Annotated in this window: 12 protein-coding genes and 2 pseudogenes; 12 read left to right on the top strand and 2 right to left on the bottom strand. The window is 58.4% G+C overall.

The window, feature by feature from the left end:
* Window positions 1–174: 174 nt before the first annotated feature.
* On the top strand, window positions 175–2,199 hold the full coding sequence (locus EB231_RS32550) for a CocE/NonD family hydrolase (protein ID WP_246740814.1): 2,025 nt from the start codon (window positions 175–177) through the stop codon (window positions 2,197–2,199).
* Window positions 2,200–2,651: 452 nt separating this feature from the next.
* Window positions 2,652–3,440: pseudogene (locus tag EB231_RS32545) on the top strand (IS630 family transposase); the annotation flags it as partial.
* A 241-nt stretch (window positions 3,441–3,681) separates the two neighbouring features.
* Here the strand turns inward: EB231_RS32545 and EB231_RS32540 are convergent.
* Complete coding sequence (locus tag EB231_RS32540) at window positions 3,682–4,692, bottom strand: IS110 family transposase (protein WP_172352410.1); 1,011 nt, start codon at window positions 4,690–4,692, stop codon at window positions 3,682–3,684.
* Between the two features lie 200 nt (window positions 4,693–4,892).
* Here EB231_RS32540 and EB231_RS32535 point away from each other — a divergent pair, with 200 nt between their 5' ends.
* The 7 genes and pseudogenes from EB231_RS32535 to EB231_RS32505 all read left to right on the top strand — a co-directional run bounded on the left by EB231_RS32535 (window position 4,893) and on the right by EB231_RS32505 (window position 12,997).
* Entirely contained in the window at window positions 4,893–5,918 is a 1,026-nt protein-coding gene (locus EB231_RS32535; protein ID WP_172352409.1) for an IS110 family transposase, read from the top strand.
* A gap of 246 nt (window positions 5,919–6,164) precedes the next feature.
* Window positions 6,165–6,320 (top strand): annotated as a pseudogene (locus tag EB231_RS32530) (IS630 family transposase); the annotation flags it as partial.
* Between the two features lie 1,186 nt (window positions 6,321–7,506).
* Window positions 7,507–9,090 (top strand): ABC transporter substrate-binding protein, encoded by a 1,584-nt coding sequence (locus tag EB231_RS32525; protein WP_172352408.1) that lies wholly within the window; start codon window positions 7,507–7,509, stop codon window positions 9,088–9,090.
* A 17-nt stretch (window positions 9,091–9,107) separates the two neighbouring features.
* Window positions 9,108–10,046 carry an ABC transporter permease gene (locus tag EB231_RS32520; RefSeq protein WP_172352407.1) on the top strand — a complete coding sequence of 313 codons (939 nt, stop codon included), beginning with the start codon at window positions 9,108–9,110 and terminating at the stop codon, window positions 10,044–10,046.
* A 1-nt stretch (window position 10,047) separates the two neighbouring features.
* Complete coding sequence (locus tag EB231_RS32515) at window positions 10,048–10,941, top strand: ABC transporter permease (RefSeq protein WP_172352406.1); 894 nt, start codon at window positions 10,048–10,050, stop codon at window positions 10,939–10,941.
* Window positions 10,938–11,954 carry an ABC transporter ATP-binding protein gene (locus EB231_RS32510; RefSeq protein WP_172352405.1) on the top strand — a complete coding sequence of 339 codons (1,017 nt, stop codon included), beginning with the start codon at window positions 10,938–10,940 and terminating at the stop codon, window positions 11,952–11,954. Before EB231_RS32515 ends, EB231_RS32510 begins: the two co-directional genes overlap by 4 nt.
* Entirely contained in the window at window positions 11,951–12,997 is a 1,047-nt protein-coding gene (locus tag EB231_RS32505) for an ABC transporter ATP-binding protein (protein WP_172352404.1), read from the top strand. Before EB231_RS32510 ends, EB231_RS32505 begins: the two co-directional genes overlap by 4 nt.
* A 124-nt stretch (window positions 12,998–13,121) precedes the next feature.
* On the opposite strand, the gene EB231_RS32500 is transcribed toward EB231_RS32505, so the two are convergent.
* Window positions 13,122–14,327, bottom strand: coding sequence for an ATP-grasp domain-containing protein (locus EB231_RS32500; protein ID WP_172352403.1), 1,206 nt, complete (start codon window positions 14,325–14,327; stop codon window positions 13,122–13,124).
* A gap of 437 nt (window positions 14,328–14,764) precedes the next feature.
* Here EB231_RS32500 and EB231_RS32495 point away from each other — a divergent pair, with 437 nt between their 5' ends.
* The 3 genes from EB231_RS32495 to EB231_RS32485 all read left to right on the top strand — a co-directional run bounded on the left by EB231_RS32495 (window position 14,765) and on the right by EB231_RS32485 (window position 17,798).
* On the top strand, window positions 14,765–15,226 hold the full coding sequence (locus EB231_RS32495) for a transposase (protein ID WP_172352402.1): 462 nt from the start codon (window positions 14,765–14,767) through the stop codon (window positions 15,224–15,226).
* Complete coding sequence (locus EB231_RS32490) at window positions 15,126–16,055, top strand: IS3 family transposase (RefSeq protein WP_246740813.1); 930 nt, start codon at window positions 15,126–15,128, stop codon at window positions 16,053–16,055. Before EB231_RS32495 ends, EB231_RS32490 begins: the two co-directional genes overlap by 101 nt.
* A 981-nt stretch (window positions 16,056–17,036) precedes the next feature.
* Complete coding sequence (locus EB231_RS32485; protein WP_172352400.1) at window positions 17,037–17,798, top strand: SDR family NAD(P)-dependent oxidoreductase; 762 nt, start codon at window positions 17,037–17,039, stop codon at window positions 17,796–17,798.

Here is a 17,798-nt window from a genome sequence, read left to right as displayed (position 1 = left end):
ACTGCCGCCAAGATGGGATTGATCGTAGGCCTCGTGCGGTGTGTTCCTTCGCATAGAGAGAATCCTGCCAGCCTGCCGACCCATAAAGCGGAAGCAGCTTCGGCTCCGGACGAGAAATCGCTGAACCCAAAGGAAATGGAAAATGCGGATATCTGCAAACCTGGATGGTGAACAATGAAAATTGCCCTGGGGCCGAGACCCGTTATGCTCATGGAGAACGTGTGGATACCGCTTCCCGACGGAACACGTCTGGCTGCAAAAATCTGGTTGCCCGAGTATGCGGCTTCCGATCCGGTTCCAGCTATTATCGACTACATTCCATACCGCAAACGTGATGGAACGGCTCAGAGGGACGAAAGTATATTCCGTTATTTCGCATCGCATGGATACGCAAGCATCCGTCTAGATATCCGGGGCACTGGCGATTCCGATGGCCTATTCGAGGATGAATACGTCAAGCAAGAACAGGACGATGCTGTCGATGCAATCGATTGGATAACGCAACAGGCCTGGTGCAGTGGCAAGGTGGGAATGATCGGCATCTCGTGGGGTGGGTTCAGCGCCTTGCAAGTCGCCGCTCGCCGACCGAAAGGCCTAAAGGCGATCATCACACACTGCTCGACCGACGATCGCTACGCCGATGGTGGGCAACACATGGGTGGGTGCATCCTCACTGACACAGTATCTTGGGGCACAACGTGCTTCGTGATGATGTCTCAGTCCCCGGATCCCGAAATTGTCGGCAAGGAGCGCTGGCACTCGATGTGGATGGAGCGCTTGGAAAATGCACGGCCAACTATGACTGATTGGCTCACTCATCAGCGCCGAGATGATTTCTGGAAGCATGGCTCAGTCTGCGAGGATTATGGCGCAATCGATTGCGCGGTTTTCGCCGTCGGTGGTTGGGGAGATGGCTTTTCCAACGCAGTATTCCGGCTCCTTTCAAGCCTGGACGCACCACGTAAAGGCCTGATTGGACCTTGGGGTCACAAATACCCTCATGTGGGCGTTCCCGGTCCCGCCATTGGATTCCTGCAAGAATGCGTTCGCTGGTGGGACCACTGGTTGAAGGGCGAGGATACCGGCATTATGCAGGAGCCAATGTTGCGTAGCTGGATGCTCGACTCGGTGGAGCCCGCTGCCCACTATGATGAGCGGCCTGGGCATTGGGTCGCAGACCCCAACTGGCCGTCTCCTCACGTGTCGCCACGGATTTGCCGTATGGGCCTCGGCAGATTATCTCAGCAGCCGCTGCCTGAAGCCACCCTTGAAATCAGCTCCCCACCGACGGTTGGGATCGCGGGCGGCGAGTGGTGCCCCTATGCACTCGGTGGAGTTGGTCCGGAGCATCCGCTGGATCAACGCTTGGACGATGGAGGTTCGTTAATTTTTGACAGCGAACTCTTGACGGAAGCCACGCCAATTCTGGGCGCCCCGGTCATTGAATTAGAGATCAGTTGCGACAAGCCCAGCGCGATTCTCGCGGCACGTCTTTCCGATGTAAGACCATCAGGGGAAGTCACACGGGTCACCTATGGACTGCTAAACCTGTCGCACCGCGACGGACACCAAGACCTACAGCCGATGGAAGCTGGAAAGTCGTACCGCATCCGCCTTGCGATGGATGAGATCGGCTATACCTTTCCCCCGGGCCACCGGATTCGGCTCGCTATTTCGACCGTCTATTGGCCAATCGCACTTCCCGCGCCCGAGCGCGCCACTTTGACGGTACAGGCTGCAGCCAGCCATTTGCATCTGCCGATCCGAATGCCTCAATCCAGTGACATCGACTTACGGGCCTTCGACGCACCGGAGGCTTCTGCGCCAATGGCGACTACGGTGTTGAAAACCGGAAATGTCGAGCGATTCATTCGGACCGACCTAGTATCGGGTGGGGTCAGCCTCACGGTCAAGAGAGACGATGGCTTAGTGCGTCTCGATCCTATCGGCACGGTCGTTGGGCACGAGAAGCAGTTGATCTATTCCGTCGCCGAAAATGATCCCTCAACAGTCCGCACGGAAGTCTATGAACGGTTCGATCGGGGTCGAGGAGCCTGGCAGACAACGGTGCAGGGGCGAACGGTCTTGACCGCGACCAAGTCGGATTTCCACCTGCAGGTTGACTTCGACGCGTTCGAGAACGGCGAGCGCATCTTCTGCAAATCATGGTCGGAAAAGATTCCTCGTGATCTCGTCTGAAATGGAAAGTGGCGAACCAGAGGCGTCGCTGTAAGGCGTCACTGCGATCAGCGCGTAAAATTCTCCGCTTGTCACTTCCGTTGAAATTGGATGCGGGTTTGGCTCCTCGCATTCCCCTTAGACCATGCAAACAGTATTTGTCGAAAGCCAAAATTGTTGTCCGAGCAGGGCAGCGACAAGCAGATGTGTGGCCACATAAGGGCGTGTGATCTCCACTGCCTAAAGCTCACAGGGCTGCGGGTGGATCTGGAACGACGGTGGATCAGGCTCTCATCCACGGGTTGGATACCGCCTTCCGTATCTTCGTCTCGGGGCTGTCCTCGGTCCAGAACGCGGGCGCCGGGAGGATTGGCTCGGCCACATACTAGAGCACGTCCTGTGATCGATGAATCGATTGTGATGTGACGACAGCGTTCGCGGGTGATTCAACATCCACTTTCATGAGGTGGATGATGGGAAGAGCACTGAGCGAAGATCTTCGGTCCCGAGTTCTGAAGGCCTCGGAGGCCGGCATGTCGGCGCGGCAGGCTGCGGCGCGGTTCGGCGTCGGCATATCGAGCGCGATCCGTTGGATCGCCAGGGCAAAGATCGGCGAGCGGACGCCGCGCCCGCAAGGCCGCCAACGCGCATCCAGCCTTGATGCTCACGAAGCCTTCACCGTTGGGCTGATCGATGATCGTAAGGACATCACGCTGAACGAGATGGTGGAGCGGCTTGGGGACGAGCGGTCGGTCCGGATCAGCCGCAGTGCCTTGAGCGCGTGGCTTGGCGGCCACGGGTGGACGTTCAAAAAAAGTCCGCACACGCATTGGAGCAGGACCGCCCCGACATCCTGAAGCGCCGTCGCGCTTGGTTCGACAGCCAGCTCGATCTCGATCCGGCGAAGCTCGTCTTTATTGATGAGACCGGGCTGTCGACCAAGATGGCCCGTCTGCGGGGACGTGCGCCGCGCGGTGAGCGCTGCCGGGCCGGGGTGCCGCACGGCCATTGGAAGACCACCACCTTCTCCGGCGCGCTCCGGCTGACGGGCATGACCGCTCCGTTCGTCTATGACGGCGCCATGAACGGTAACGTGTTCCTGGCCTATGTCGAGCAGGTTCTGGTTCCGACCCTGTCGGAGGGCGACGTTGTCATGGACAACCTGCCTGCCCACAAGGCGGCCGGCATCCGCGAAGCGATCGAGACGCCCGGCGCGAGGCTCATGTTCCTGCCGCCCTACAGCCCCGACTTCAATCCGTGTATGGATGGCTCCTGCGGGTCAAGGGTATCGGATCGGGTTTGGTGAACAGGTCGGTTGCGGCCATGTATACGGCGCTGAATGTGCAACGGGATCGCTGCGCGCCCCGATGAATATCCGCTTGGAGAACAGGTCCCACTCAATCGAGCGCGCTCGAGGCGCTTCGGATTGATCGGGGTGTCCTGGTTCTTCGTCTCCGTTTGTTCGCCATCACCTCACTTTGCCCTGACCATTCCGAGAGCCTGTCAGGCTGACTGCGGCTCGTAACGCGATCCGTCCCTCAGGACGGCGAATATTGTTCGTGCCATGCGATGCGCCAAAGCGACGGCGACGATCTTCGTCTTCTTTCGCATCAGCATGCCCGATAGCCAGTCCGAGCTCGGTTCGCGCTTGAGTCTGCATCTGAGCATGATCTGCGCCATGGCGCCCAGATACAGCAAGCGTCGGATATAACGATTGCCCATCTTCGAGATCCGGCCCACCCTCTGCTTGCCTCCGGTGGAGTGCGGCTTGGGAGTGAGGCCGAGCCAGGCGGCATAGTCCCTTGCGCTGCCGAAATTGTCGACATCCGGCGTCGTCGCCGCGATGATCGTCGCCGACAGCATCCCCACACCTGGGATTGTGGCTAGACGCTGGCTTGTCTCGCTTTGCGCGTGGGTCTCTTTGATCCCTTCGGTCAGCCGTTCGATCCGCTCATTCGTCTCGGCCAGCTGTTCGAAGAGCAGGGTTATGGGCAGCCGAGCCGCCTGCGGCAGTCGATCCAGTTGTTCACGCAAGCGACCGACATTCTGAGCGCCTTTCGCCGTTATGACACCGAACTCCGTCATGTGGGCTCGGATCGCATTGCCAATCTGCGTGCGCTGGCGAACCAGAAAGTCTCGTGTGCGGTGAAGAACCAGAACCGATGAGCAGGCCACGCTCTTGATAGAAACAAACCGCATGGAGGGACGTGTCACCGCTTCGCAGATCGCGGCGGCGTCCGCGGCATCCGTCTTCCCGCGCTTCACGTAAGGCTTCACATAAGACGGCGGCATCAGTCGGACATCATGCCCCATCCCCTGAAGCTTGCGCCCCCAGTCGTGTGAACCCGCGCAGGCCTCCATGCCGATCAGGCACCGCGGCCGCTTTTGGAAAAACGCGAGCAACTGGCTTCGGCGAAGTTGGCAGCGCACGAGAACTCGGCCGCTCTCGTCGACACCATGGATCTGGAAAATGGTCTTTGCGAGGTCGATACCGACCGTGGCAAGTTCGGACATGGATGGCTCCTCTGCTAGGGGACGATGACATCCCGACTATGGCGCAATGCGACGCCGGGAGCAGGAGCCATCCACATGGGGTAATCGCGGGAGCGACGCGCCCTGGAACCGATCATAGCCTTGGAGGGTGGCTGTTCCCCGATAAGATGAAACACGGGCTCACGACTGGACGCCGGGCCCAGCATCAACGGAGAACAGCCATGGAAGAACATATCGGTCTCGACGTGTCGATGAAAGAGACGGCAGTGTCGATCCGCCGTGAAGGCGAACGGGTCTGGCGCGGGAAGTGCGCATCTGATCCCAGGATCATTGCCGAGCTTGTCCGCAAGCGGGCGCCGGCCGCAAAGCGCGTCGTGTTCGAAACCGGCCCGCTGTCGGTGTGGTTCTATCATGCGCTGCGCGCCGAGGGATTGCCAGCCATCTGCATCGATGCGCGCCATGCCAAAGCCGCTCTCGATCTGGCGGCGAACAAGACGGATGCGAATGACGCCGATGGTTTGGCGCGTCTTGCTGAAGCAGGGTTCTTTCGCGAGGTGCGCGTGAAAGGCTTCGACAGTATGTTGACCCGCACGCTCGTGGCAGCACGCACCCGGCTGGTCCGGATCACCGTCGAGCTTTCCAACCAGATCCGAGGGATCATGAAAACGTTCGGCTTGCTCGTTCCCGCCGGTAAGGGAACTACATTCGAAAAGAATGTCCGGAGCCTTCTTATCGATCAGAGCGAGCTTGCTCCTGTCGTGCTGCCGATGTTGGAAGCCTGGCGCAGCATTCGCATCCGTGCCGCCGAGCTTGGGCGCCAGCTTGTCGCAGATGCACGTCAAAGCCAAGCATGCCGCATACTCATGTCGATCCCCGGCATCGGCGCCATCACCGCAACCTCTTTCGCCACTGCCATTGAAGATCCGGGCAACTTCAAGAAGTCCCGCTCTGTTGCCGCTTGGATCGGCCTGACAACTCGCCGCTACCAATCGGGAGAAGTCGATTATGACGGCCATATATCCCGACGCGGCGATCGACATTTGCGGGGACTTCTCTATGAGGCTGCGGCGGTCATCCTGACACGCAGCTCGATCGACAGCAGCCTGCGCACGTGGGGCCTCAAGCTCCGGGAGAGGGTTGGCTTCAAACGAGCTGCCGTGGCCGTGGCGCGCAAACTGGCGGTGATAATGCATTCGATGCTCAAGACCGGTGAGTTCTTTGATCGAAATGCAGGCGCCACAGCATGAAATCTTGCGAATAGCGTTCAGGATCTGAGCGCCTGAGACGTCCCTGCCGGGACGTGAGCCGAGCCATTCCGCTGATGGGGTTGCACCGCTGTCTCAGCAAAGTGCGTCGTCCACATTGAAGGCTCGTCCGCGGAGCTCCATCATGCGGCGACTGATGTCGACCGCGAAGACAACCATGCACCCGGCAGCGTCGTCTCGACGCAATTACATGCTTGACGTCCCAGCGGCGATTAGACAACACCATCAATCGAAAACGCCTTCTCAAAACTCAAGGCTCTTATGCGTGCCAAAGCCGAGAGGACAATCACAGCCCTGTGGAACGCCGTCGGATCGCTCATCGACCTCTTCACCCCAGCCGAATGCCAGAACTACTTCGAGGCCGCCGGATATGACCCGGATTAAACGGGACGTCTCTAGCGTCGGGAGTTTTCCCGCCGTGGCGGCGCTGCCCGGCGCTGTGCAGGGTTTGGGCCGAGGTCGCTATGATGGTTCGACCTTTCGACCGATGACCCACAAGAAGGCGGCGATCGCGCGCGCGATCGCGGTCACGACCACCGGCGGCTTTCTGCCGGCAGCGCGGAGGCAATGATATCGGGCACAGAGAGCCGCATCCTTTCCATGCGATATTGCTCACAGTCTTGGGCAGCCCCGCGATCCGGACCCTCAGGGGCTTGCTGACCCTCGCTTCTCGCTGTGCCGCTGCTCGACGAGAGGCTTCGCGGACAGGATTCGCAGCTGTACTGGCTGGGCTCGCCGGCGTGGGCACCATGGTGCGTCCGGGCCGCGATCTTTCCGCGCTGCTGCCGCTCGGCTCGACATTCTTTTTTACGATGCCGCAGATCCTGACAAGCCGGATTGGGATCGCCAGAAGGCGTCGACTATGTCGCTCAATACCCAGCGAGCTTCATCCTGTTTTCCGCCGCCTTTGGGCTGGCCTTTGGCGACGGCACCCGAACTCGAGAAGGCTGCAGCGGCCTCGCGCATGGCGGCGTGTTGCTACTGGCGCTCGGCAGCCCCTCGGCCACGGTCGGGTATCTGCTCAGCCCGGGCTATCGTTCTGCCAAGTGTATCGGCCCGTCTCGGTGGCCGGTCGCCATGCGGCTGGCCGGCCGTGCTGTGGGGTCGGCTGGTATGGGACGACTTGCCCGACGCGGTTTTCCTTCTTCCGGGATTGCGCTGATCGTTGCCACCGAGCTGTTCACGGTTTTGCGAGAAGAGCGAACGGCCGCGCCTCTCGGCGCTCGCGCACGTCGACGTCGTGAAGCGGGGCGCAAGTCGGCTAATCCCCTCATCCGGCCTTCCCGCGGGCGGGCGAGATCGTCGGCAGGGCGCGATTTTTCACCACCACGATCTTGCAGGAGCCGGCCCCTTACCCGCCGAAACAGACGCCAAATCGGTGAAGGTTTATTGGCTGGGGCCGAGCAACAGGCGTAAAACGGCCTGGAACAGCCGGGACGGGAATTACTTGCCTTACGCCCAGCGTAATTCATCTCAAAACCAGATGACCTCAATACACAAACTGAATTTGACGTAAGCCTCCCCTGTGGTTGAATTTCGACTAAACAATATCAGAAGGGGAATATAGATCATGAAACATACCCTAGGCAATGTGAACCGCCGGGCCTTTCTCAAAACCAGCGCCGCCCTTGGTGGGGGAATCGTAGCCGCGGGCATGCCATTGTCGCAAGCCGTCTGGGCAGCCGAGGGCAAGGTGCTCAAGGCGCGTTCCATTGGGGACATCAGCAAGTTTGATTCGGGCTTCTACAATAGCGTCGCCGAAGTGGAGGTGATGAACTGTATTTATTCAAAGCTCACGCGTTACAAGCCGGGTTCCGAATGGGCGTGGGAACTGGATGCGGCGGAAAAGATCGAGCAGGTCGACCCAACGCACATCCGCTTTGGCCTGAAGAAGGGTATTCAATTCACTGGCGGTCACGGTGAGTTGACTGCGAAGGACGTGAAGTTCTCCTTCGAGCGCGTGATCAAGCACAATTCGCCGGTCAAGCCCGATTGGGGGTCGCTTGACCATGTCGAGATCGAAGATGACTATACTGGCGTGGTCGTATTCAAGGCGCCGTTCGTGCCGGTTTGGAACATCGCGTTCCCCTTTGGGATTGGCCATATCCTTTCCGAGGATGCGGTAATGAAGGCAACCAAGGACGGCGGTGATTTCGGCGTCAAGCAGACAGCGTTCTCTGGCCCGTATATGATCGCCGACTGGAAGCCGCACCAGTATCTGCTGTTGGCGCGGAATCCAGACTGGTCAGGCCCGAAACCAGGCTTTGACGAAATCCGCATCCTGCCAATTGCCGACGCGAAGACGGCGGAGCGCGCCTACCAAGCAGGCGACATCGATTTCACTGGTATCAGTCTGGATTCGCTTGCGGAGTTCAAGAGCAAGCCGCCCGCCGACAGCAAGGTCGAGGAAAAACCATCGCTCTGGTATCACTGGATCGGCATGAACATGGATCACCCGAAGCTGAAGGACATCAATGTCCGCAAGGCGATCCAGTGGGCGATCAACGTGCCGCAGATCCTGGATATTGCCTATTCGGGTCAGGTCGCAGTTGCGACCGGCACCATTCCTCCAGGTATCATCGGGCATCGCGACAAGGCGCTCGTCCCACCGGAAGGCGATCTTGCAAAGGCCAAGGAGTTCCTGGAAAAGGCCGGTGTGAGCGACCTGACGTTGACCATCGCTTGCGTGAACCAGAGCGAATCCTTGGCAATAGTCCAAACGGTGCAGGCACAATTGTCCCAGATCGGCATCACGGTCGAGGTCAATGTCCAGGAATCCGGTTCGTTCTGGACGCTCGGCATGGAAAAGGAAGGCGATCGCTGGAAGGACTTGCAGCTCATCGCCAATTCGTTCTCCAGTCTGCCGGATCCATATTACTACACGACTTGGTTCGTGCAGGATCAAGTGGGGGTCTGGAACTGGGAGCGCTTCCGCAGCGAGCGCTTCGATGAGCTGCACGCCAAGGGTCTCTCCATTAGCAACCCGGTGGAGCGCGCTAAGCTCTACCACGAGATGCAGGACCTGATGGAAGAATCGGGCGCCTACCGGTTCCTGACCAACGGGGCGACGCCGATCGTGTATCGCACCACGCAAATGCAAGGGGCAATGCGCCCGGATGGGAGCCCGTTGTATCTCGATTTCAAGCCGGTTTAGACTGACGGGACGGGATCATGTGGTTCTACGTTCTCAAACGGGTTGTCCTCGCGATCACAATTATTGTGATCGCGGTGACGCTTGTGTTCCTGATGATTCATGCCGTGCCGGGTGATCCCGCCGCGGCTCTGCTCGGCCCACGCGCCACGCCGGAAATGAAGGCGCAAATCCATCAGCAGATGGGGCTGGACAAACCGCTAGTCGTGCAGATCGCTACCATCTTCGGCGGGCTGCTCCACGGCAATCTCGGTTTTGACGTCTTCAGCCAGAGACCCGTGGCCGACATTGTCTTCGAGCAATTGCCTTACACGATTGAACTAATCCTGGTGTCGATCCTATGGGCAGTCGCGGTTGCCGTGCCGCTCGGCTGTTATTCGGCCATGAGGCGTGGCGCGGTGATCGACCAAGTCGTTGGCGTCGGGGCGGTCGCCACTATCGCCATTCCTTCATTTGTGATGGCGGTCTATGCGCTCCTGATCTTTGCTGTCGCCCTTCGCTGGCTGCCAGCGATCGGGGCCGGCGAGGGTTTTTATGGCAGAATCGTCCATCTCATTTTGCCGGCATTTGCCATTGGAATTGGCTGGATTGGCTATATCTCCCGGCTGGTGCGGGCTTCCATGCTCGAGATCCTGGGAGAAAACCATGTGCGCATGGCCCGCTCCTTTGGGATTCCAGAATGGCGCATCGTAACGCGTTACGCGCTGCCGCTGGCGATCCTCCCGACCATCACCATACTTGGCGTGGGCATAGCGTGGCTTCTCTCATCTGCCGTTTTCATAGAAGTGATTCTAGCAAGACCCGGGATCGGCGCGTTGATCGTGAATGCCGTCAATAACCGTAATTATCCCATCGTAATGGGAGTTGTGCTCGTCACCACCATTCTTACCGTTGTCGGAACAACAATTTCAGATCTGATCGCTGCGGCACTTGATCCTCGAACCCGCGAGAACCTTTAACATGGCGAGCGTTGAAGTCATCGGCGGCGAAGAGAACGGAGAGCAGGGTCCCGGCGCCTTTCGCACGTTTCTCCGACAATTGCGCAAGAACCGTCTTGGCGTGCTTGGAGCCGTGCTCGTCGTGCTCGTGTTCGCGAGCGCGATCTTCGCTCCGCTCATCATTACGTATGATCCTGCCCGCATCATGGTCGGGCCGCGTCTGGCAGACCCTTCAATGGGTTTTCTCCTCGGCACCGATCAACTGGGCCGCGACACATTCTCACGCGTCATCATGGGCGGCCGCGTCCCGCTGCTTGTCGCGTTCGCCTCCCTCGGCAGTTCACTGGCGGTCGGCCTAGTGCTTGGTCTCATCGCAGGGTTCGGGCCGCGCTGGCTCGACAACTTGCTTCTGGTGCTCTTCGATACAATCCGCTCCTTTCCCGGCATCATCTTTGCACTCGCGGTTATTGGGCTACTTGGACCCAGTCTGGGCAGCGTCATTTTCGTCATCGCAATAACGTCAATACCTATTTATGCGCGCGTCGTGCGGACCCAGACAGAGGCGCTTCGCAACAGCGAATATATCGCCGCGGAGCGCAGCATGGGCGCCGGCATGACGCGCATCCTCGCCGTGCACGTACTCCCGAACGTCATCGGCCCGCTCCTCATTCTCGTGAGCATGGACGTGCCGGCCGTCATCGCCGTAGAGGCAGGTCTCAGTTTCCTCGGCTTGGGCGTGCGCCCCCCGACTCCTGATTGGGGAGCTATCCTCAACGATGGATATAGCTACATCAATCAGACGCCTTGGCTGGTCGTCGCCGGTGGTATTCCGATCGTCCTCGCAACGCTAGGTTTCACATTCCTGGGTGAGGCGCTGCGCGACATGTTCGATCCCAAGCTGCGGAAAGACCTATGAGACGCGAGGATTCGATATCCCATACGTCCGCCCGGCCGCTTCTTGAGATCCGCGGGCTCGATCTCGATTTCGGCACGCCACGCGGCCGTGTTCATGCGCTGCGAAACGTCTCGCTCGATGTGCCGGCCGCACAGGTGGTTGGCATAGTAGGCGAGAGTGGATCTGGAAAATCGACGCTCGCATATACAGTGATGGGCCTGCTTCCAGAAAATGCAGATGTGACAGCCGGCAGCATCCTGTTCGAAGGTAAAGACCTGCTCAAAATGCCCACTCAGGCGCGTCGGAGGCTAAGCGGTGATCGTCTTTCGATGATTTTGCAGGACCCGATGACCGCACTCAATCCGGTGCGGACTATCGAGAGCCAGATGATCGACATCCAGCACCACGAACGAGGAAGCCGGAGCGAAAAGCGCACTCGTGCGCTCGAAATGCTTCACCGGGTCGGAATTCCGGATCCCCAAAGCCGTATCGGCGCCTATCCGCATCACTTTTCTGGCGGCATGCGTCAGCGCGTTTGCATTGCCATGGCGCTTCTTGTGAAACCAGCGCTCCTCGTCGCCGACGAGCCAACCACCGCGCTCGATGCAACGCTGGAAGTGCAGATCATTCATTTGCTCAAGGATCTGCAAAAAGAAATTGGTTGCTCGATTCTCTTTGTCTCCCACCATCTCGGAGCGGTTGCTGAGCTGTGCGACCGGGTCGCCGTCATGTATGCGGGCGAAGTGGTGGAGGAGGGGGCGGTCCGGGACATATTCCACAATCCTGCTCACCCCTACACGCGCGCGCTGCTTGATTGCGATCCCGGGCGGATCAAAAAAAGCACGCGCACTTTGCCGACCATTCCCGGTGAGGTGCCCAGTCTCCTGGGCAGCAAGGTGGGATGCATCTTCTGCGCCCGGTGCCCCCAGGCATTCAATCGCTGTCTGCAAGAGAACCCGGTCGAGTACCGCATCGGCGTTGACCAAGTCGCCCGATGCCATCTCCTCGGTAAAGAGCGGCTGGTGTCTGCATGACTGCGCTGCTTCGCGTCCAGGATTTGCGCGTCCGCTTCCGCACTATGGGTCCGCTGAAAGCACTTGCCACCGGCACAAAAGCCCCCTTTATCGACGCAGTATGCGGTGTCTCCTTTGAAATCGGCAAGGGCGAGACGCTGGCCCTTGTGGGCGAAAGCGGCTCAGGCAAATCCACTATCGCTCGCACGATAATCGGCCTCCAGCGGGCCGTTAGCGGCAGCATCAGCTTCGACGGACAGGAAATTGAGGAGCTCAGCGGGGCCGAACGCAAGCCGTATTTGCGGCGCATGGCGATGATCTTCCAGGATCCCATCGGCTCACTCTCGCCCAGGTTGACCGTGCGCTCGCTCCTGACAGAGCCATTTCGCATCCATAGGCGCAAAGATCACGATGCCGGAAGCGAAGCCGAGCGCCTACTGCGCATGGTCGGCTTGTCGGCGGATTTTGGTCGTCGCTATCCCCATCAGCTCTCAGGCGGTCAAGCGAGACGCGTTGGTATAGCGCGTGCCCTTGCGCTCAAACCCGATCTGATCATTGCCGACGAGCCGACGGCCGGCCTCGATGTCTCGGTGCAGGGTGAGGTGCTAAACCTGCTCGCGCGGCTTCAGGACGAACTCGGCATGGCGATCCTGATCATCTCGCACAATCTCAATGTCGTGCGTCACATGACGGACCGCATGGCGATCATGTATCTCGGCCGCTTTATTGAGGTCGGTTCGACCGAGCGTATCTTCGAGCACCCGCGCCATCCTTACACTGAGGCGCTGCTTGCGGCCAATCCCGAGCCTGACCCGGATGCGGTGCTGAACCGGATAGAGCTCAAAGGTGAGGTGCCGAGCCTGATGAGGCGACCACCCGGCTGCGAGTTCCATACCCGTTGTCGTTACACGGAGGACATCTGTCATCGCGTCTTCCCGGAGCCTTCAACAAGCCCGGATGACACGGATCACAGCTTCAGATGCCATTTCCCGCTCAAGCTTGAAATCATCCCGGTTTGGAGCGGTCACATCCTGTCTCAGTCGGAACCAAATGATTGTGACTAAGGAAGCCTTGGGATGTGTAGGCAGAAGCATTGCGTTGCCGCCATTTGCAGAAATGCGGGAAGAGCAAGTTTTTCGGTCTCTGAGCAGCACCCTGAGCGCTGGTGCGCAGATGTGGGGACGCTGATTATTCCTTTTCGGCTGGAAATGGTATTATCGACCAATCGATTAAGTCGACGGCACGCTGAAGGATCACCTTGGTCCGAGCCAGGCTGGGGGAGGCGGCGATGACATGTCCGATACAGTCTCGGTAATCACCTTTCCTGACGATCGGCGTCTTGGGTTCAACATTAAATTTGACCTCGGCGACACCTGATACAGCAGCCGCCCGACTGTCGCCACCGATCCAATCGAGCATGCCATCGCGATCAGCAACTAGCCACCGCGCGACCGCAGTCTGCGAATTGCTTCTGCGCAAATTCCATTCATCGCCGATGACAAGCTTGATGTGCTCGGTGACGAGATCGACACCGTAAGCCAGCTGAACCAATTGAGGAGCGGGTGAACCCGTAAGACGCGGATTAACTTCGATGACGACTGGGCCACGCTTCGTCCACCGGAGTTCAACATTCGTCGGCCCCCAGCCAAGGCCCAGAGCTCGCAAACAGCTCAGCGAAACATCGGCGATACGACTATGCTTGTCACCAGTCAGCACGGCCGGATAGGTGAACTCACGATAGACGAAATGGGGTGGGCGGCAGAAGTCAAGGGCGCCAATCCCAATGACCTCATTTCCCATTATGTCAATGCTATAATGAGGGCCTTGTGCGAATTCTTCGACCAGTACCCTCGGCGACCCGCCCAACAGATACGTGGTATGTTCGGCTACCTCTTCGACGTGGCGGCACAATCGAACCCCCATGCTGCCGCCGCCTACGGACGGCTTAAGAATTACCGGAAGGCCGATCTCCGAGGCAGAACGTTCTACGTCCGTCGCATTCACCGCCAAGCGATAAGCAGGCATTGGAACGCCGGCCTCCGCGAGGAGCTGACGTTGAGTGAATTTGTCGAGGCATCGTTCAATCGATTCGGGGTTCGGTCCCGGTAGCTCGAAATACCGGCAGAGCTTGGCACCTGTCGCATAGGTCAACTCCTGGGCGCCCGTAATGCCAGCAACGTCATAGGTCGCACGCAGCCGGCAACATTCGTGGATCAGCGCATCGAGATTGCCTGTATCGATACGGATTGCCTCAATTCCTTCCGCTGCAAGATAGTCGTACCGAGCTGGATCAGTCGACAGGGCAATTGGATGAAGGCCAAGACGCTGGGCCGCTTGGACCAATAGAAGCATATTGCCTGCGCCTTCAATCAGGATGAGCACTCTTCTTGCCATTGGCTGTTCACTCCCACGTTGCGTGCTGTGCTGCGGTCCTGCGTAGATCGGCACAGCTTTCTTGGCCGTGCCGGACGTCAGACTTTCGTAGAAGTACCACTGTCAGTGGTCTGCAGTCGCAAAGGTTCTGTGAAGTTATATGAAGTGTCTGTTGCAACCGTTTTGATTACCGGGCGGTGTGGCACGGAGCGTCTGACCAAATTTGGAAGATTACGATTTTCAAGGAGCGCTAGTTGGACCTGTAAAAGTTCAAGCTAGATCTGACAGACGGCGTCGCTGCGGATTCCGGGAATTAACCGGACGGGATTCCGATCAAAATGACAGCGTTCCGATCTGAAGCCGGACAGCATTCCAATCAATTGCCGGACGGTTTTGGAGTGCACCCCTCGACTGAGACAAATAGATAGGGGACAGTTTCTGAATTACAGGAACTGGAAATGGTTGGAAGAAAGTCGAGATTTAGCGAACAAGAGAAACTCTCCATGCTCTTGCGAATGCAAAACGGGGAGAACGTCAGCCGATTAGCTGATGAACTGGGTATTCACCGCCAACGCTTGTATGCCTGGCGTGAGCAGCTGCGGACGTGTGGCAATCTGATGCCGGCCCGACGGGGACGCCCAACGAAACAGCCGCCGCCCGAGGCGCCGCCGGACCGACAAACCTTGGCAGCAAGTTTTGCACTGTCGGCTGAACAGCGTCGTGCCGATGCGTTGGCGAAAGCCCGCCGCCGCATAGTCGAACTTGAACGCAGTGGCCAGCAACAGGTTGAACTTGATTTTTTTCAAGAAGCCTTGCGGCATGTCAGGGGCAACAGAAGAAAGACGCACCTGGCGGAGCGGCGTCTTCGAAGTCATTCAAAAAATGACGGCCCGCATGCGGCAAGGCTCTCCAGGAATTGAACAGATGTGCCGTCTGGCTGGTGTCAGCCGGGCTGGATACTACCGGCACTGGCGGCACTCAGCGCCGCGCCAGGAAGAAACCGGCCTGCGCGATGTCATTCAACGGATGGCCTTGGCCAATCCGCATTATGGCTATCGCCGGATCGGTGCTCTTCTCAGGCGGAGGTTGGGCGCAAACCGTAAACGTGTGTTGCGGGTGATGAGGGAGGATAATCTCTTCAGTCGGCCATTTGTGCCGCGCACCACGGATTCTCGGCATAGCTGGCGGGTGGTGTCTAACCTTGCTCGAGGCATGGAGTTGACAGGGATCAATCAGCTTTGGGTCGCCGACATCACCTATCTGCACCTTGCCGAGCAGTTCGCTTATTTGGCGGTTGTGCTTGATGCATTCAGCCGCAAGGTCATCGGATGGGCCCTGGAACTCCACCTGCGGGCCAGCCTTGCGGTTGATGCGCTGAAGATGGCGATCTCCGCACGTGCTCCAGTTCCTGGCAATTTAATTCATCACTCGGACAGGGGAGTTCAATACGCTTGCAGCAGCTATTCCGATATCCTCCATGCGCATGGAATCCAGCCGAGTATGAGCTGGGTGGGCAATCCGTATGACAATGCACGTGCGGAAAGCTTCATGAAAACCTTGAAGCAGGAAGAAGTCGCAGGCTGGGCCTATCGCGATGCCTCGGACGCCCGGCGGCGTATCGCGAGCTTCATTGAAGACGTTTACAATCGGCAACGGTTGCACTCAGCCCTCGACTACCTCACCCCGGAGAAATACGAACAGACCTTATCGAAATCGCCGGAAAATGCCGTACTTGAACTCAAAGCCTGAAATTGTCCCGCAATTTCTCCGTCTCATTATGAGGGTGCACTCCAGTTTTTCCGTCGTGACAGTGCCTTTGGGTCAGCAACCTTGGCACGAACCTCCTCGGTATCCACGAGGGGAATTTCATGCCGATCTGGATCGGGCTAAGGCCGCCGGGTTAAACTGGCCATTGCTAGGAGAACTGACCGACGATGCTCTGGAGCATCGGGTTTTCATCCGCGCCGGCGTCAAAAAGGGGCAGCGGAGGAGCGGATCATACTCGACGGCGACTGGATGAATGGCGCGGCCCATGTCGGCACCACAACGCTCGGTAACATTTCCGGTGTCAGCTTCTCAATCGCCCGACACGGCGCGATTGCGATGTTGCCGGAAAGGTCGCGGGCGAGCACCTGTGGAGAGTGTCGCGTCCTTCATCGGTCCGCGAAACACGGGGCCAGGTGGGCGCTTACTTTGCATTCGGGAATTGGGCAAACTTCTCGACGGCGTCAACTGCCGCGTCAACATCGGCTCGTTGACGACCGCGCGGTCCGTTGAGCAGCGGGAAAAGCTCTAGGCTGCGCAGAGCCTCAGAAATCGTCCACGCGAGACCGGTAACAAAATCGTAGCAGTATCGCGCAGGAGTTCCGCTTCCGTGCCGCCCATCGAACTGTGAAACCGAGGCCGACCGCCTCCGCTCAGGTATGCCGACGAGTAGCTCGCCGACCATCGTTGACCACCTCGGGTGTATCCAAGCGCTGAGAAATGGACTCGCTATTCATATGTTTCAATATTTCTTCACAAGTACTTAACAAAACTTTACCAATAAATGTATTTCCCGATTGCGGATGTGCGTGATAATTAAAAGCATTCTAAATATTTCTTTGTGTGCGTCCGACGTATGGTTGTATGCGGTGAACAAAACGCAATACAAAGAAATTGCATATAGAAATATAAGTGGAGCTCAGGGGGAGGCCATTCCTCACTCGCTCCGGTTGGGCAATCACTACCATGAAGCATTCCAAGAAGGTGGTTATTGTTACTGGCGCAACGTCGGGGATAGGGGAGGCCGTCGTACAGGCCTTCGCCGCGACAGAGGCGTCAATCGTATTGGTCGGCCGCGATCGAGAGCGGGGCCAACGAGCCTTAGAGTCGGTTCAGAAACTCAATTGTCCGGCCGAATTGATGCTGGGTGATGTGACTGACTCAACCTTCGCGGACCAGGCGATTAATTCCGCCGTAGAGCGGTTCGGAAAGGTCAGCGTCTTGGTCAACAGTGCAGGTATCATACGGCGTGGAAGCGCCCTTGAGACAACTGATGATGATTGGCGTCAGACATTCGACGCTAATGTCAACGGTGTGTTCTACTTTAGCCGCGCCGCGGTGAAGGCTATGAGGAGGACCGGCGGCGGCAGCATCGTCAACATTGCCTCCAATGTAGGGCTGGTTGGTAGTTCCGGCCTGGTTGCCTATTGCGCGTCGAAGGGCGCCGTCGTTTTGCTGACGCGAGCCATGGCCCTTGACCACGCCAAAGAGCAAATTAGCATCAATGCCGTCTGCCCCGGCGCCGTGGATACGCCCATGCTTGTGTCGGCCCACAGCAAGCTGGTTAGCGCCGACGAGGTTCTTCAAAGGAATGTTGATTCAATACCCCAGGGCCGCGTGGCTTCGCCGGAAGAAATCGCAAGTCTGACGCTGTTCCTCGCGAGCGAGGAAGCCAGGCATATCACGGGCGTTGCTATTCCTATAGATGGCGGCTTCACGGCAGGATAG

It is taken from the genome of Mesorhizobium sp. NZP2298, assembly GCF_013170825.1.
GTDB lineage: Bacteria > Pseudomonadota > Alphaproteobacteria > Rhizobiales > Rhizobiaceae > Mesorhizobium.
This window is presented reverse-complemented; position numbering and strand designations above follow the sequence as displayed.

What these genes read in the sequence shown, in the direction of transcription:
- EB231_RS32485 (WP_172352400.1), top strand. Translation starts at nt 17,037, where the DNA reads ATGAAGCATTCCAAGAAGGTGGTTATTGTTACTGGCGCAACGTCGGGG.
- EB231_RS32540 (WP_172352410.1), bottom strand. Translation starts at nt 4,692, where the DNA reads ATGTCCGAACTTGCCACGGTCGGTATCGACCTCGCAAAGACCATTTTC.
- EB231_RS32505 (WP_172352404.1), top strand. Translation starts at nt 11,951, where the DNA reads ATGACTGCGCTGCTTCGCGTCCAGGATTTGCGCGTCCGCTTCCGCACT.
- EB231_RS32495 (WP_172352402.1), top strand. Translation starts at nt 14,765, where the DNA reads ATGGTTGGAAGAAAGTCGAGATTTAGCGAACAAGAGAAACTCTCCATG.
- EB231_RS32500 (WP_172352403.1), bottom strand. Translation starts at nt 14,327, where the DNA reads ATGGCAAGAAGAGTGCTCATCCTGATTGAAGGCGCAGGCAATATGCTT.
- EB231_RS32535 (WP_172352409.1), top strand. Translation starts at nt 4,893, where the DNA reads ATGGAAGAACATATCGGTCTCGACGTGTCGATGAAAGAGACGGCAGTG.
- EB231_RS32490 (WP_246740813.1), top strand. Translation starts at nt 15,126, where the DNA reads ATGTCAGGGGCAACAGAAGAAAGACGCACCTGGCGGAGCGGCGTCTTC.
- EB231_RS32510 (WP_172352405.1), top strand. Translation starts at nt 10,938, where the DNA reads ATGAGACGCGAGGATTCGATATCCCATACGTCCGCCCGGCCGCTTCTT.
- EB231_RS32550 (WP_246740814.1), top strand. Translation starts at nt 175, where the DNA reads ATGAAAATTGCCCTGGGGCCGAGACCCGTTATGCTCATGGAGAACGTG.
- EB231_RS32515 (WP_172352406.1), top strand. Translation starts at nt 10,048, where the DNA reads ATGGCGAGCGTTGAAGTCATCGGCGGCGAAGAGAACGGAGAGCAGGGT.
- EB231_RS32525 (WP_172352408.1), top strand. Translation starts at nt 7,507, where the DNA reads ATGAAACATACCCTAGGCAATGTGAACCGCCGGGCCTTTCTCAAAACC.
- EB231_RS32520 (WP_172352407.1), top strand. Translation starts at nt 9,108, where the DNA reads ATGTGGTTCTACGTTCTCAAACGGGTTGTCCTCGCGATCACAATTATT.